This window comes from Wolbachia endosymbiont (group B) of Athalia cordata (assembly GCF_947251845.1).
Classification (GTDB): domain Bacteria; phylum Pseudomonadota; class Alphaproteobacteria; order Rickettsiales; family Anaplasmataceae; genus Wolbachia.
On sequence record NZ_OX366383.1, the window covers coordinates 1,026,248 to 1,042,398 of the forward strand.

15 protein-coding genes, 1 other RNA gene, 3 pseudogenes and 1 riboswitch are annotated in these 16,151 nt (G+C 34.4%); of the genes and pseudogenes, 10 read left to right on the forward strand and 9 right to left on the reverse strand.

Going from position 1 to position 16,151, the window contains the following annotated elements; all coding sequences use genetic code 11:
- Window positions 1–2: 2 nt before the first annotated feature.
- The 10 genes and pseudogenes from bfr to OPR30_RS04685 all read left to right on the forward strand — a co-directional run bounded on the left by bfr (window position 3) and on the right by OPR30_RS04685 (window position 8,349).
- Window positions 3–479: a bacterioferritin gene (bfr, locus tag OPR30_RS04640; protein ID WP_265030518.1), complete on the forward strand. Its 477-nt coding sequence runs from the start codon at window positions 3–5 to the stop codon at window positions 477–479.
- 1 nt (window position 480) lies between these two features.
- Window positions 481–1,092 (forward strand): SURF1 family protein, encoded by a 612-nt coding sequence (locus OPR30_RS04645; RefSeq protein WP_265030519.1) that lies wholly within the window; start codon window positions 481–483, stop codon window positions 1,090–1,092.
- Window positions 1,093–1,101: 9 nt separating this feature from the next.
- Window positions 1,102–2,100 carry a recombinase zinc beta ribbon domain-containing protein gene (locus tag OPR30_RS04650; RefSeq protein WP_265030520.1) on the forward strand — a complete coding sequence of 333 codons (999 nt, stop codon included), beginning with the start codon at window positions 1,102–1,104 and terminating at the stop codon, window positions 2,098–2,100.
- Between the two features lie 120 nt (window positions 2,101–2,220).
- Window positions 2,221–2,354 (forward strand): annotated as a pseudogene (locus tag OPR30_RS06420) (WPE palindromic element domain-containing protein); the annotation flags it as partial.
- 66 nt (window positions 2,355–2,420) lie between these two features.
- On the forward strand, window positions 2,421–3,695 hold the full coding sequence (eno, locus tag OPR30_RS04660) for a phosphopyruvate hydratase (RefSeq protein WP_265030521.1): 1,275 nt from the start codon (window positions 2,421–2,423) through the stop codon (window positions 3,693–3,695).
- Window positions 3,683–4,705: an Obg family GTPase CgtA gene (gene cgtA / locus OPR30_RS04665; RefSeq protein WP_265030522.1), complete on the forward strand. Its 1,023-nt coding sequence runs from the start codon at window positions 3,683–3,685 to the stop codon at window positions 4,703–4,705. Before eno ends, cgtA begins: the two co-directional genes overlap by 13 nt.
- Before the next feature lie 448 nt (window positions 4,706–5,153).
- Window positions 5,154–5,491: a transfer-messenger RNA gene (ssrA, locus tag OPR30_RS04670) on the forward strand.
- A 16-nt stretch (window positions 5,492–5,507) separates the two neighbouring features.
- On the forward strand, window positions 5,508–5,936 hold the full coding sequence (locus tag OPR30_RS04675) for a ClpXP protease specificity-enhancing factor SspB (RefSeq protein ID WP_007302665.1): 429 nt from the start codon (window positions 5,508–5,510) through the stop codon (window positions 5,934–5,936).
- 326 nt (window positions 5,937–6,262) lie between these two features.
- Window positions 6,263–6,931 carry a septal ring lytic transglycosylase RlpA family protein gene (locus OPR30_RS04680; RefSeq protein ID WP_012481726.1) on the forward strand — a complete coding sequence of 223 codons (669 nt, stop codon included), beginning with the start codon at window positions 6,263–6,265 and terminating at the stop codon, window positions 6,929–6,931.
- A 296-nt stretch (window positions 6,932–7,227) separates the two neighbouring features.
- Window positions 7,228–8,349, forward strand: a pseudogene (locus tag OPR30_RS04685) (IS256 family transposase).
- Window positions 8,350–8,418: 69 nt separating this feature from the next.
- Here OPR30_RS04685 and OPR30_RS06425 read toward each other — a convergent pair.
- The 9 genes and pseudogenes from OPR30_RS06425 to pgsA form a co-directional block, all read right to left on the reverse strand.
- Window positions 8,419–9,320 (reverse strand): annotated as a pseudogene (locus tag OPR30_RS06425) (IS5 family transposase).
- Window positions 9,321–9,874: 554 nt separating this feature from the next.
- Window positions 9,875–10,555 (reverse strand): thiamine diphosphokinase, encoded by a 681-nt coding sequence (locus tag OPR30_RS04700; protein WP_320109773.1) that lies wholly within the window; start codon window positions 10,553–10,555, stop codon window positions 9,875–9,877.
- Window positions 10,527–10,811, reverse strand: a complete 285-nt coding sequence (locus OPR30_RS04705) for a SemiSWEET family sugar transporter (RefSeq protein ID WP_010404806.1) — start codon at window positions 10,809–10,811, stop codon at window positions 10,527–10,529. The genes OPR30_RS04700 and OPR30_RS04705 overlap by 29 nt, the downstream gene beginning before the upstream one ends.
- Window positions 10,800–10,902, reverse strand: a riboswitch (TPP riboswitch). It overlaps the preceding gene by 12 nt.
- 76 nt (window positions 10,903–10,978) lie before the next feature.
- A complete protein-coding gene (locus OPR30_RS04710) occupies window positions 10,979–11,848 on the reverse strand; it encodes an SPFH domain-containing protein (RefSeq protein ID WP_265030525.1) in 870 nt (289 codons plus the stop codon).
- Window positions 11,832–12,953 carry a peptidoglycan DD-metalloendopeptidase family protein gene (locus OPR30_RS04715; protein WP_265030526.1) on the reverse strand — a complete coding sequence of 374 codons (1,122 nt, stop codon included), beginning with the start codon at window positions 12,951–12,953 and terminating at the stop codon, window positions 11,832–11,834. Before OPR30_RS04715 ends, OPR30_RS04710 begins: the two co-directional genes overlap by 17 nt.
- On the reverse strand, window positions 12,950–13,690 hold the full coding sequence (locus OPR30_RS04720) for a YebC/PmpR family DNA-binding transcriptional regulator (protein WP_265030527.1): 741 nt from the start codon (window positions 13,688–13,690) through the stop codon (window positions 12,950–12,952). The genes OPR30_RS04715 and OPR30_RS04720 overlap by 4 nt, the downstream gene beginning before the upstream one ends.
- Before the next feature lie 7 nt (window positions 13,691–13,697).
- Window positions 13,698–14,384, reverse strand: coding sequence for an outer membrane protein assembly factor BamD (bamD, locus tag OPR30_RS04725; RefSeq protein WP_264375545.1), 687 nt, complete (start codon window positions 14,382–14,384; stop codon window positions 13,698–13,700).
- Window positions 14,385–14,451: 67 nt separating this feature from the next.
- Entirely contained in the window at window positions 14,452–15,399 is a 948-nt protein-coding gene (locus OPR30_RS04730; protein ID WP_265030528.1) for a hypothetical protein, read from the reverse strand.
- Between the two features lie 100 nt (window positions 15,400–15,499).
- Entirely contained in the window at window positions 15,500–16,042 is a 543-nt protein-coding gene (gene pgsA, locus OPR30_RS04735) for a CDP-diacylglycerol--glycerol-3-phosphate 3-phosphatidyltransferase (RefSeq protein ID WP_006012406.1), read from the reverse strand.
- Window positions 16,043–16,151: the final 109 nt, after the last annotated feature.

A 16,151-nucleotide genomic window follows, 5' to 3' on the forward strand; every position in this document is an offset into this window, starting at 1 on the left:
TTATGAATAAAGAAATAGTAGAACATTTAAATAAATTACTTACAAATGAGCTGACTTCTGTACGCCAGTATCTTTTGCACTTTGCGATTCTTAAAGATAGCGGAATTAATAAACTTGCAGAAAAGATGAGAAAGGAGCTTAATGAAGAACTTGAGCATGCAAATAGGTTGGCAGAAAGAATTTTACTGCTTAAGGGCATGCCAAATTTTCAAGATACAAATAAAATCTCAAAGTATGAAGGAAAGTTCACAAAAGATACAATGCAGAAAATCTTAGAAGATAATTCTAACTTAGAAGAAGAAGGTATCAAGGGCATCAAAGAGGCAATTTCCGTTGCTGAAAAAGAAAAGGATTTCGTGAGTGTAATGTTATTAGAAGGACTACTGAAAAATGAGGAAGAGCACTTACATTGGATCAAAGAACAGATTGACCTTATTGAGCTTATGGGTATTGAAAATTACTTGAGAACACAAATATAGAGTGTTAAGAAAAACAGTATTTATTTTCATTATACCTTTTTTATTTCTTTTTTCACTCGGGTTATGGCAGTTATTTAGATTGAGCTGGAAGAATAATATTATCAAAAATATGGATCTTCCAGTTATTCATCTACTGCCTAGTGATAATCTTTCAAAGTTTAACTACAGAAACGTTAAAATCGACGGAATTTTAAGTGATATAGAACTATATGTTTTCGCAGGTCAACGTGGCTATCATGTGCTGTCTCCTATGTTGCTTATCAATGGACATTACATGTTAATAAATAAAGGAATAGTCAGAGAAAAAAAAGAAGAAAAAGCAAAAATTGAAAAAGTAGCTGCTGATGGCGTTTTGTATTGTGATGGTAGCAAAAATTGGTTTATCAAAAATGATATTGCTTCAAATACATGGTTTACCTTAAGTACAGAAGAAATCTCCAATGATCTAGGTATTAAGCTAGAGAAATGTATATTGTGGCAAGATAATTTTGGTGGCAAATTGACTATACAGCCAATAAAGCATCTTGAATACGCAATTACTTGGTTTGCACTTTCCTTGATTTGGCTCATTATGTGCGTATTTTACTATAGGCAAAATATATATAAGTCGTAGAGATACAGTGTGGAAAAAGAAAAGCTACAAATAGAAAAAATGCAACAAAGTGGAAGAAAATACTTATTACAAGGGTTAGTGATATGTCAGTGTTGCAAATCCGTTTATTATGGAATGAGTAATGCTAAGGGAGGAAGAAGTTACTATCGTTGTCCTGGAAAACGTTTTGGTGAATGTAACAGCAAATCAATACGCGCAGATATACTAGAAGGGGTAGTATGGGAAGAAGTGAAGATGTTAAGAGGGCATATAACGAAGGAAAAGTGTGATTTATCAGAGGTAGATTGGGAGACTAAATTTAATATAATTAGAAAGTTAGTTCAGCGTATTGAAATTGATGATGATAATGTACATATGGTGTTTCGATTAAAAGAACTCGCTCTCGAAAGACAAAAAGAAGATATTCAACCTTGTACCAGAATTATAAAGAATGTAGTGCTATCAAATGCAATAGGAATGCATAAAGTTAGCAATGCCCTGGCTGCAATATCAGTTGCAGTGAAACTTGGAATTAGTGATGAAGAGATTAAAAAAGGTCTTTTGGAATTTAAAGGAGTAGCAAGGAGATTTTCTTTAATTGCCGATATTAAAGGTGTTAAGTTAATTGAGGACTATGCTCATCATCCAAATGAAATACAAGCAACCCTGGCAGCAGCACGTTTGACCACTAAAGGAAAGGTAACAGGAATTATCGAGCCGCTTCGTTTTGCTCGTGTTCGTAATTTTTTTGATGAGTTCGTACGAATTTTCATGATGTTTGATTATGTAATTCTCACTCCTGTCCATCCTCCAGAAGATAAGCCTATTCCTGGCTGTGGAATTGATGATATACAAAAAGCCTTGATCAGTAATGGGTTTAATGATGTGAAGATTATGAATGATGCTTTACTCATTTCACATTTTATTAGTAATTCGACAAGTTCAGGAGATGTAGTATTATTTATTGGTGCTGGTAGTAATATAGCTAAACTAGCGAAAGAAACTGCAAAGCTGCTGCTAGTAAAATAAACTTAAGCATTGGTGATTTATATGATAAAATTGTGTAGTAAAACTGGATCCCATTGTCTAGGCAAACAACTGTACAGACATTGCGATATGGGGATAGCTTCCATTAAGAATGGTGTCATCCCAGTGCCCAGACACTGGGATCCAGAAAACTTAACTTTAAATAAGTGGCTGTATAATAAAAACTGGATTCCAGTGTCAAGCACTGACCATCCGCTACTCAAATTACCTGTATATTGCAATGTTCGTACACTGAAATGTTACAGCGCTGGGGTGACATTTCCCGAACGTGAACACAATTGTGAATCTAGTGGAGGTTTAGCATGATGAAAAAGACGATCAGCAGTGTATTTGCAAGAGAAATTTTAGATAGCAGGGGTTACCCAACAATTGAGGTAGAAATAGAACTATGTGATGGAGCAACAGGTAGAGCCGCTGTCCCTTCTGGGGCTTCGACCGGTAAACTAGAAGCATTGGAGCTGAGAGATCAAGATGAAAAAAGGTATTGTGGTAAAGGAGTGCTGAAAGCTGTTCAATCTGTGAGTGGAGTGATAGCAAATAAAATCATTGGCATGGATGCAGCAAACCAGAGTGCAATTGATAAAGTTTTAATTGAACTAGATGGAACAAAAAATAAATCTAAACTTGGAGCAAATGCAACTTTGGGTGTGTCTCTTGCTGTTGCAAAAGCAGCAGCAAACAGCTTTAAAATGCCGTTATATAAGTATTTGGGAGTAGGGGAAGAGCAGATGCCAGTTCCGCTAATTAACGTCATTAATGGTGGAGTACATGCAGATAATAAACTCGATTTTCAAGAATTTATGATTCTTCCGGTTGGTGCTGAAACTTTCAGTGAAGCAATCAGAATATCTGCGGAGGTATTTCATAACTTGCGCAGCATTCTTAAGAAAAAAGGTTATAGCACAAACGTAGGAGATGAAGGTGGTTTTGCACCAGACATTGGTAGCACTGAAGAAGCTCTTAATCTGATAATTCAGGCTGTTGAATCTGCCGGTTATTCGATGAAAAATCACTTTGCACTGGGTCTTGATGTTGCTGCATCTACTTTTTATGAAGATGGAGTTTATAAATTTGAAAACAGAGAACTCACTTCAGAGGAATTGGTTCAGTATTATTTTGACCTTGTAGGCAAATATCCAATAATTTCTATAGAAGATGCAATGAATGAAGACGACTATGAAGGTTGGAAATTACTTACTGCAAAATTGGGAAGTAAAATTCAATTAGTCGGGGATGATTTATTTGTTACAAATTGTGAACTAATAAGTAAAGGAATAGAGGAGAAAATGGCAAATGCTGTACTAATCAAGCCAAACCAGATAGGAACACTTACGGAAACTTTTGCTGCCATTGAAATGGCAAAATTAAATGGCTACAGGGCTATTATTTCGCATCGCTCAGGTGAAACAGAAGATACAACGATATCCCACATATCAGTTGCGTCGAATTGTGGGCAAATAAAGACTGGCTCGCTGTCGCGTTCTGATAGGCTTGCAAAGTATAATGAATTGATGAGAATAGAAAGTTCATTAGGAGAAAATGCTAAATATTATCGCGGGTTAGCATGGATTTCATAGACGAAGTTAAATTATATTTAAAAGCAGGTGATGGTGGCGATGGTTGCGCGAGTTTTCGTCGAGAAAAATTCGTTGAATTTGGTGGTCCAAACGGTGGTAATGGTGGCAGGGGAGGAGACATAATTTTCATCAGTGATGCAAATCTCAACACTTTGCTTAATTTTCGTTGTCGAAGACACATTAAAGCGAGTAATGGAAAAAGTGGTACGAGTAGAGATAGATCTGGCACGGCAGGAAAAGATATTATACTTAAAGTTCCAGTTGGTACACAAATAATCGATGAAGAAAGTGAGGAAATAATAGTAGATCTTGATAAACCTGACATGGAATTTCAAGTAGTGAAAGGTGGAAAAGGTGGGCTTGGAAATACTAACTTTAAATCTGCTACTAATAGGGCACCAAGACATTTTACCCATGGTCAGCCCGGTGAAGAAAGAAATATAATATTGAAGCTAAAAGTTTTATCTGATGTTGGCATTATTGGTATGCCAAATGTAGGTAAATCTAAATTTTTAACCCGCTGCTCGAATTCTGATACGAAAGTAGGCGACTATGAATTTACTACTATAAGACCACATTTAGGTGTAGCAAAAGTGGATTATAGCGAAATTGTAATAGCAGATATTCCTGGAATAATCGCTGATGCTCATCTTGGAGTTGGGCTCGGACACAAATTTTTAAAGCACATAGAAAGGTGCAAAATTTTACTGCATTTAATTGATGTAACGCGCGATGACGTTATCTCAGCTTATAATTGTACGCATAATGAACTGAAGCTTTACAATAGCGATCTTGTTGAAAAAGAGGAAATTGTAGTGTTAAATAAATGTGACTTATTGGAAGAAACAGAAATTCTTGAGAAGAAGAATCATTTAGCCAATTATCTTGATAGAGAAGTACTGTGCTTATCAATCGACGATGATTTACAGCCCATTCTGAGGTTATTGAGTGAGAAAATGAAAAAAAGCGACCCTAAAAAAATTGATGTGTATGATCCTTTTAAGATGTGAATTTTTTATTTGACAATCAAAGTCTGGATTCCAGTGGGTAATTTTCCACAGTTGTCTGCATTTTTTGTTCCACAACTTATCTTTTTTTCGGCTTGTGCCATTTCTCACACTGTCTCTTGCTTTCTTGAACTCAGAAATTCAATAGCTACAAAAGCATTTGAGTAGTTTTTTGTTAAGAATTAGGCATAGAATCCCCCATATTTATTAATAAAGAACAGAAAAAATGTAACGCACATACGACAGAGATTAAGCATATGTGTGCACCCATTTGCGCTGAAGAAGATACGCTACATTCTTTACTGAGTTTGATTATTTGATAAAAAAGTCTGCAGACGAAGATAGATTTTGAGCTCTAAAAATACCTCTACTGTGAGTATACTAAGATTAGATAAATAGGCGAAGTAATTTTTATATTAGTTTTTTAGTTGCCAATCAATTTGGAGTTCAATAACTTGACATTTATTCAATACTACTGTATAATAAGCATGTGTATTTTTTATACACTATGGCAATAAAATTACCTTGTAATAGGTGTATTGGACCCGAGGGCAGTACTCGGCGCCTCCACCATATTTTTTGATTGATACGGGGGCGAGTAAGGATCGACATGCATAGTAAAGATGGTAGCTTTGCTCGGTTAGATACCACCGCTAAGAGTTCACAATTTAGATGCAAACGATAACTTTGCTGCTGAAGACAATGTTGCATTAGCTGCTTAATTTAGGCACTATAACTTCATTGCTATAAGCACGGTTTAGGGAACGCCGGGTAACAGAAGTTCCCCCAAACATGTAAGGGTTATATGGATAAAACAGATTATCAGAAGTCGCTTAGTTATGCTAAATTTCAAGTTATCAAAAAGGCTTTGAATACTATATTAGATAATGTTTTTACTCCTCACTTAGAAATAGTATTTTTTACGCGCTTTAATGGTGTTGTCATGCCAGACTACTTGAAAGAATCATACCCTACTCAAATGCTTATTATATTACAGCATCAATTTTTTGGTCTAAAAGTTCTTGAAGATAAGTTTAGCGTCAGTTTGAGCTTTCGTGGAAAACAAGAACAAGTCACTGTACCGTTTTTTGCTATTAGTGAGTTTCATGATAAAATTTCAGGAGATACTTTAGTATTTAGCGTTGATTCTGATAAAGAATATGAAAGTGAGAAATGTGCTGAAAAGTCATCAAATGGTAGTATTATATCTATAGATCAACTTTACGATAAGTAGTTACTTCATTTTATAAATAAAAAATATTGTATCTGTTCAGGATATCGACAAGACCATAGAGTAAAAGTGAGTTTATAACAAATGGTATCATTTGAGTAGCTGACATTGGCTTTCACATAAAAAACGTTGTAAAGCGCTTTCATGTTTACCAACGGTTCTGTCGCATCTATAAACCATAGGAAAGAAGATCATTAAAGGTGGGATTATAGATGCGACAGAACCTTTTTTAGTGCTGTGCATATTTGGCAATAGACGTTTACTTATTACTAAATTTATTATAGTATAATTTAAAATCCTCATGGTATCGAACCATTTCACTAAGTACAATGATAAAAAAACTAGCCTTTCTATGTCTAATATTCGTTTTGATGAGTAGTTGTAGTTTTAGCAATAGGTGTAATCACACTGCAGGTCATTATAAAATTGGCAATAGCTATACAATAAATGGTATCACCTACCACCCAAAATACTGTAGCTGTTACGAAGAAGTAGGAATAGCATCGTGGTATGGAATAGAAGATCATGGCACAATTACAGCCAACGGTGAAGTGTTTAATCGTCACTTGATTTCTGCAGCACATAAGACCTTGCCCCTACCCTGCTTTGTTCGTGTTACTAATTTAGAAAATGGAAGAAAGCTTGTTATAAGAGTTAATGATAGAGGGCCATTTGTTGAAGGTAGAATAATAGACTTGTCAGAAAAAGCAGCACAAGTTTTAGGACTTCATAAGTCTGGGCTTGCGAAGGTAAAAGTCGAGTACTTAAGAAAGAGGTCAGAACAATTGATACAAAATACTCCTCATTACAAAAGGCAATATGAAAAAGAAATGCAGAAACGTCACCCAAAACAAAACAATGCAGAAAGTAAGGGATATGTAGCATTTTTTGTAAACGCTCAAGTAGCTAAATCAGCTGCATCAAAGCTTCGTAATCAAGGAATAGAAAATGTTAGATTGCTTTTCAAGAATGATCAATATTGCGTAAAAGTAAGTTAAAACCTGCATTACAGATTGTGTAGCATGCCAGAAACTATTTGACAAATGAGAATGTTCCAAAAGCATGTGCGTCAAGTTGAGAAACTATCGTGAAATATAGCAATATTTAAGATTGGTATTTTATTTGTTACATTTCAGGTAGTGACAGCTACCTAAGCTAGAGCTGTAAAAAATAATCTACCACTCAAGAAATTTCATTAAAAAAATAGCATAATCTTATTTCTCGGAAGTGTTAAATAAACTGTGTCAAACCGAGAAGTAAAGTAATAAATTGATAAAAAAATGGAGGTTTGACAATGAGTCAAGCAAACAGAACTACCGGTTTGGTAGACTATAAAGAATTAGAAACAAATATCTTATCATCTATACGAGAAGGAAGACCATTGACGGAAAGAGATGGAGCATTAACACCATTTATAAAAAAACTGCTAGAGGGAAGGCGAGATAGAAAACCATTTGTCGGCTGAAAGCGAAGAAAACAACCGAAGAAATTCAAAGACTTTACGGACAAGTATTTGAACTATTGACACCAAGAGATAGAGAAGGAAGTTTCGAGCCACAAGTAGTCAGAAAAAGGCAAACAAACCGAACTTGAAGCAAAGGTTTTAAGTACATATGCCAGTGGCATGGGATATAGCATCGCATGTAGAAGAAATATAAAATATCTGCAGCAGAGATATCAAGTATTACTGACAAATTGTTACCGGTAATCAACGAATGGCGCAGTCGTCCGCTGCAATCTGTATATCCAATAGTGTTCATGGTTTTTTAAGGTCAAGGAGGACGGGCATTGTGTAAGCAAATGTATGTATAACATATTAGCAAAATGGCAGAAAAGAAGTTTTGGGTTTTTATTTGGCTGAAAGTGAAGTTCTGGTTGGGAGTACTAAATGACCTAAAAGAGAGAGGAGTAGATGATATTCTGATAGCTTTGTGTTAAAAAGCTTTCCTAAAGCTATAAATAGCGTATTTCCTAAAGCAGAAATGTATAGTACATCAGATAAGAAATTCACTGAAATATGCATCGAGCAAAAGTTTTCATGAATGATTTGAAAAAAACATATCAAGTAGAGAAATTGCCGAGAATTATTTACTTGAACTGGAGGAAAAATGGGGAGAAAAATATCCGTTGGTTTTGGGAGAATAATTGGGAAAATCTGTCTAGTTATTTAAAATATTCTGGCCCTGTAAGAAAATTAATTTATACCACAAATCCTATTGAGGGACTACATATACAGATCAGAAAATTTACTAAAACCAAGGGTTCATTTACTAGCACAAATGCCTTGTATAAACAGGTATATTGTGCTATAAAAAAGGTAAGAGAAAAATGGACTATGCCTATACATGATTGGGCTTTAACTATCTCTCAACTTGATATCTTTTTTCCTAGTAGGTTAAAAATCGAGTTGAACTAAAAATGCGATTTGACACAGTTTATTTAACACTCCCCATCACACTTTATGAGATGGTGATTTATGGTAAATTCATGTAACTATCTCAAATTTAGCCATACCAATATCAGTGAATTTATTAAGCAAATAGCATTTAGTTCTTTTTCTCGATTTATCTCAGATTTATTCCTAAAACTAAATCCGAATATTTGCTTTAATCTTGAGAAAAACCCTTCAATATAAGATCTTTTCCCATAATTTACTTCTTTTTCCATTCTTTCATGCCATCTTCACCGTATAATTTTATTAACCTAATAGCAGCATTCCTGTCAGACATATAATCTATTTTTGAATGTTCTGCTGCATCCTTTTTTGGTAGAACTTTTGTTTTTATATCGTATTTCTTACACAATTTATAAAGTTTTTGCCTATCGTATGCCCTATCTGCATATAATGCTTTTATTTTGTGCTGAAAATTAACTTCTTCAAGCAAATCACAAGTGATCAGAGTAGACACCGTTACTGTATTTTACAGCTATGGCTTTTTTGTTGTTTATATTCAACATTACGTGCAATTTTCTCGTTTGCTCATAGCCACTCTGTCAGTGCTATTTTCCTTGCTGTGTGTTGTTGTATATACTAATTCCTGTACTGTCTATAGCAATTTCGATATCTTCTATATTATTTTCTGCAATCATTTATCTTAATATTAAGTTTTTTTTGATGCTTGTGAATAGCTGCAAATCTCTTCCTATTTGTTGCAAATACCCTTTTATAAACCCGACTGTTTGTCTTAAGCCAATTCTAAAGAAACTGACGATTATATGCACTAAAATCACAACTTTATCACTATAAATATAGTTGCCGCCCTGCATTTTTGGACTATTTTCATACCAATTTTCGATAGCTTAATCGATGTAACGAAAAATATTCCCCCTTTTTTCAAGGAATTTGTTATATTCGTTTTGGTTACTGACTTTCATTTTCTGTGGCATATTTTTTCTTCAACAGTTAAATGGCTGTTTTATAATGAATTTTGTCAGTAACTTCCAGTTCTTTTCACTTGAGCGATGCAACAAAGCCCACTGGGATCCAGAAATTTTAGGTACAAAAGTAATCCTAAGTTGATGAGATGACGAAAAGAGTGGATTCCATCGTCACACGCTGGAATAACACCTATTTGCTTTCATTGGTTCCTTTCTTATCATCCGACTGGCCTTTTCTTGTCATTCAAGTAGCCGCGCTGTAGAATAAAATTTTTTATTTTAATGAAAAAATTGCTTCCGCATACTCAAGATGCCATTATAATGATGGTAGAGATATTTAGAGAGCTCAAAATCTATCTCGGTCTGCAGACCTTTTAACCAATTTTTCAATAAAAATTCAGCCACATCTGTTGTGTGTACATTCTGAATCTTTTTTATACAGGAGGATTTTATGTCCAGAATTCCAGATATTTGACCTTTACTTTAGCTAACAACAGGCGCCTGTAGTTTTTAGAATTAGTGTTAACACGGTTTTTCTACTTTTTTTTTCTTAATGTTTTAACTCAATACACACCATCATCATTTACTGCTTCTAAATATATCATTGCTAAACACACGCCGCTGTGTATTTCTATAGATAACTCATTGCCTAGACTTCGATTAAAGCAAGAATTCTTTCCTGGAAAAGCAAGGTTACTAAGGTACAGTTCCCATTTTAATCCTTTAGTTGATATTTGAGCTTTCGGTATACCAAGTAAGGATATTTTAGTATTTTTTAGCAAAGAGGAAAAATAGCTAATACCTTTTTGTAAGGCGTACCCCACCATGGGAGGCGAAGGCATATAAAAGATACTATCTGTACTTAAAAAAAAGTTAATATTTTGTAGTATATGATCAATTGCTCCTCCAGTAATACCCGTTACTATTGATGGCAATAACTTTACTGTTTTTAAGTGAGCCATTGCTTTAGAAAAGTCGCAATAATCTTGATCAGGTAGATATACTGTATTTAAATTAGCACGTAAATTCGGATTTATACTATCCAAATCTCCTATTACAAGATCAGGTTTTACGCCAATTGATAGAAGCTTATTTGCTCCTCCATCTACAGCAATAACAGGTATATCTTGTTTAAAAAACGATGAATCAGGTATTTCTCCATTTAGTACTACAATAGAACGATATTCTTGCTCCACGCTACAATGTAGCATATGGTTATAAAACGCTCCGTGCAGTTTTTGCATCGTAGTAACATTTTTGAACAATTGATATTATACTGATCACTAATCCAGCAATATTACTGAGTATCACAAAAGTTAAACCCTGACAAATACCGTAAATAAGCCAAGATGATGAACAAATAAGATAATTCACCAACATTAGCATCGATATGTCACGAGTAAGTTTTGTGATATATGCTCTATATACTTGAGGCAATAACCCAATGAGAGATGTAATGAACGCGATGAAGCCAAAGCATTCTTCAATATTTATATACATACATTTTCCTACGTTTGTTTTAACAAGATCAGGTTCAAAGGGTTGTACTTTATGTACTCTCAGCTTTTTTAGAGCACCCCTAATGCGTGTAATTTATAACATCATTTAGTCTATTAATCAAGAAATTAACAGTGACTTGCATTCATGAAACCCAATCGGCTTCTATGCTAATTATTATCCAAACTAATAGTCGGCTGTGCATCCTGCTCAGAGATCAGAGCAACTAGCAAATTGTTTATCAATTGAACCTTTTGTTTTCCATCCAATTGTAAGCTTTTATTTTTTTCAAAATGGGCTATTACTTCTTCGATAATTCCTATTGCATTTTGCACTATATGCCTTCTTGCAGAGGTGATGGCATGTGCTTGTTGACGTCTCAGCATTGCTTGTGCAATCTCAGATGAATACGCCAAATGCGATATTCTCGCTTCTGCAATTTCAATTCCAGCAATATTCAATCTTTGTTGTAGCATTGACCGCAATTCATTTGAAATTTTGTCAGAGTTTTTACGCAAAGATTCTTCATCGTTTTCGCTATCATACGGATAATTACTTGCCAGTTCTCTAATTACCGAGTCACTTTGCACAAAAACAAAATCATGATAATTATTAACATTATAATATGCCTTCGCAGGACTGCTCACTCTCCAAACAATTACTACTGAAATCTCTATCGGACTTCCATTAGCATCATTAACTTTAATTTTTTCTGTATTGATATTCTGAAATTTCAAAGAAATTCTATATTTACTCGAAAATGGAAGCGTTACGCATATTCCAGACTTAAAATAAGTTCCAATATAATGACCAAAAAACTCTATCACTCTTGCTTCATTAGGATCATTAACGAAAAATCCTTGAGAAAAAGTCAATATTGAAACAGCAGCAACTCCAAGTGCAATTGTGCTGTCATACACAAAAAGTACCAATAAAATTAACCCTAGCGCTATTAGTACAGGAAAAGCCCGAATTTTACTTAGATTTCTATCATTTATTGTATTTTTATCTGTACTGTCTTCATCAGATTGCTTTTTCACTTGCACCCTCTCTGCTGATTATTTCATCTACCTTACTTACAAATAATTTAAACTCTCTTAATTCACGATCAGGCAACTTTATCTCATTGCCATGAGCTATCGTAAGCGGATCAATATGTTTACCATTATATATAACTTCATAATGTAAATGAGGTCCTGTTGCAACACCAGTGCTGCCAACATAAGCAATGATTTGTCCCTGCTTTACTTTAGAGCCTAACTTTACATCGCTACTAAATTTGCTTATATGTGCGTAACAAGTTGAATATTTATTGTTGTGCTTTATTTTGATGTAATTCCCATAGCCACCATTCTTTCCTATATATTCTATTACACCTTCTGCAGTGGCGTGTATAGGAGTGCCAAGTTTAGCTGCATAATCTACTCCTTTATGAAAAGCAATTTTACCATGAATGGGATGCTTTCTATTACCAAAATTCGAGGATATACGAAAATCTCCGTTTAAAGGACTTACAAAAATTTCGCTACTCTTCAAGCTTACCCCCTCTTTATTAAAATACTCTTCTTTGCTGTTTTGTGACTCATAATAATATAAACTTATAGCTTTATTGCTTGTTGTGAGTGAAGTATATAAAATTTTTTCTTCAGCCTTCTGATTACCGAGCGATTTCTCAAAAAGAACCTCCAACTTACCTTTTGGCACAATGTCTTTTTTAAAATCTACACCATAATCTTTATATATGCCGATTAATCTCATTATTGTATCTGGCGCCAAACCTTCTGCATCAAAAAAAGAGGATTTTATGTCACTGGATATGAATAACAACTTTCTATCACTTTCTGTAGCTTTTTTTTTTCTGATCCCGTCTTGGAATAACACTGGAGAGTGGGTTAGTGTCATTCCAATGCTTGACCAGTCTTTATTATACAATCGCTTGGTGTGTCCATTTGCAATTGAATTCTCTGGATCCCAGTGTCTAGGAACTGGGATGACATCTTTCTTGGCGCTCATATCACAATGTTCGTACAGTTGTTTGTTTGACACTGGCTCTTTTTTCCTGATCCCATGCTGAAGCGGCACTGCAGATGTTTCAGTCGCATATGCTGATAAAATACAAAGCAGTAGAAATATTACCAGCCTCATAGTTTATCAGCAAAAATAAAATTACCTTCAACATACTGCACATCATCATTATCTTCTAGCTCTTCAACTAATGTAGATAATTTATCAATTAATTCTTTGTCGCTAACTTCAATCAGGTCCTTTGGTTGCCATGAAAGACGAGCAAGTTCTGGTTCTCCAAATTTTGTATAGAAAGCGTCACGTACTTTACCAAAGTCTTTTACTGCACAAGTTATAACATATAATTCTTCCTTGTTATTTTCCTCAACATTCAATACTTCTAATTCAATTCCATAGTTAAATAAATCTTCAAAATTTATACCCTCTGCTTTATAGACAATTAAGCCTACATGATCGAAAAGGTAACTCACACATCCTGTTTCTCCCAAATTAACGCCTTTGCGAGAAAAGATATAACGTATCTCAGAAGCAGTTCGGTTGCGATTATTTGTCAGAGCATGGACAATAAGTGCAGAACCAGAAGGTCCGCAGCCTTCATATTGTATTTCTTCATAACTTTCTCCAGCAACGTTACCAGCTGCATTTTTTATTGCTGTTTCTATTTTATCTTTTGGTAGATTTTCCTTTCGCGCAGCAAAGATAGCAGAGCGAAGACGTGGATTAAGCTCGGGATCAGGTAGCCCTTGTTTTGCAGCAACTGTTATTTCCCTAATGAGCTTCGTAAATTTTTGCGAGCGCTTTGCATCCTGAGCACCTTTTCGATGTTTTATATTTGAAAACTGTGAATGACCAGCCATAAGAAAACTAATTCACCCCTTCTACTAACATATTTTCATACTGCTCAGCTTCTAAGTCAAGGCCAAGAGCTAAGTGAGCTGTTATTAAATAACTAATAACTCTAGAAGAATATTTAGAATCTTTATTGCTTATCATATCTTGAAAACGCTTAATTGCTGCTAAATATTCACCACGCTTTAGGTAAAATTCACCAATAGAATACTCTTTTTTTGATATATGTTCTGTGATTAATTTTTCTTTTTCTTTGATCTCTTCTATATATTCGCTATTCGGAAAAAGATTAATATATTCAGTAGCTAGCTCTAAAGTTTTATATGCAATTTGTTGCCCAAGCTGCACTTTGTTAATTTGCATGTAATAAGATAATACTCTTAAGTAATATACATATGGCAAATCTTCACCATTTGGATAAACGTATATATAATCATCCATATCACTTGCAGCACCGCTGTATTTACCCATATTATAGTGAGAAACCCCAGACAATAATTTGGCTTTCATTGCCCAATAAGATAAAGGATACAAATCCTCTATCTTTTGAAATGCTCTAATAGCTTGCTTATATTTTTTCTGATCATAAAGCTTAACTGCCTCCTCATATAGTTCAGTTTCAGTGTGTTCAAGATCATTCGCATACGACTGCGTGAAGGGGCAAGTCAGAAGAAAAAAGCATATGATTAAAGTCTTATACATAAGATTTTTTTTGATCAAAATAAAGTATAGACTAAATATTACCTAAATAAACAAATTTTTGGCATTATCATCGAACGAAAAGCGTCTCTTGGCCACCATTACCTATATTGCTCGCACCACCACCTATTGCAACACCCTTTCCACTCACTTCTACGTTCTCTAGCTTTCTACTATAAGAATGTGTGATCAATCCACTTCCTACCATCAAAAGAGCAATACCTACCAGACCTAAAGCAGGCCCAACAGCAGATGATGCTAATGCTACTCCAGAAATCAATATTATTTTCCTGATTAGTAATAAAGAAGAACCAGCGAGCATTAACTTAGCTGAAGACATATTGCTTATCTTTTTTTCAGATTTCTCATCAAAGTCTTGCTCTTTTTCTACTTCATATTTTTTACTTTTCTTGTACTCGCGATAGCAGAAAGTAGCACTCGCTACAAAGTAAAATAGACTAGAAATTGAAAAAGCTACGTCTCCTATTATTCCTTGCTCCAATGCTTCACTTACTATGTTAGCCACAATAACTAATGTAACTAAAGCAGCATCAGCATAGTTAAAGTAATCATCAACTGTATAAGGAATATCTCTCTTTTCTTTTTCTCCATCTTCAATATTCTCCAACTCTCGTTCTTTTTCTGCTATTTTTCTATTATTATAAATTAAATATAGCGTGCAAATAAGGGATAAGACTGTGAAAGGTAATATAGTATGGCCTAATGAGCTGCTTATAAGGCCAAGTAATACCTGATCGCTACATGTTTTTTCGAGCTCAATTGCCATCAATAATGCAAATGGAACCATTGTTACCAATGATACACATTTCCTATGTAGCTCTCTTTTTTTTAGTGTTAATAGTTCTTGTTCGAGCTTTTTTCTTTTTTCTTCCTCTCTTTCTTTTCTGACTTCTTCATCAACTGTTGGCCAAAAATCCCAGAAAAAATCTTCCATTTTAGCACCTTTTTTATCTTGGGATCTTTTAAAAAAAGACTTAGTGCCTGTAATACTAGTCATATAAATCCTACTGACTTACAAACTAATACATTATACAGGATTTTAACTAATCAGTCAATATTGTGAAATTATTAACTTTCTTTGTATACTCTTAAGTAATTTAGTCAATCTGTTTGATGCCAGCTAGAACGTAATTATAGCCTGACCACATAGTCATAACAGCCGCAGCCCATAAGCAAACCACACCTATATATTTAGTTGCTTCATAATCACTCATTATTAACGCTACTATAGCAACCATCTGCAAAAATGTTTTAATTTTTCCAGCCTTACTCACAGGTAAACTAACGTTTGTAGCTATCAAGAACTCCCGCAAGCCTGAAACTAATATCTCCCTACAAACAATTATAACTGACGGTATAATTGTAATATCATCTATCTTATGCTTATAAACTAGCATGATTATTGTTGAAGCTACTACTAACTTGTCAGCAATTGGGTCAAATAATTTGCCAAAATTCGATTGGACTTTCCATGCACGCGCTAAATAACCATCAAAAAAATCTGTAATGCACGCAAACATAAAGATCAATATTGTTATTAGACTTGCATACTTACTTTCTATATAAAAGCTTGATATTATTGCCGGTATTGCGAGCGCACGAGAAATTGTTAGCAAATTAGGCACGTTTTTCTTAAGCATGTCACATCACCCTACGTAGTAGATAAATTTATACAGAAGTACAATAGAGTTCACAAGCTAATAGTTGAACATTCATAAAAACCCCATATACTTAAAAAATTACTAACAA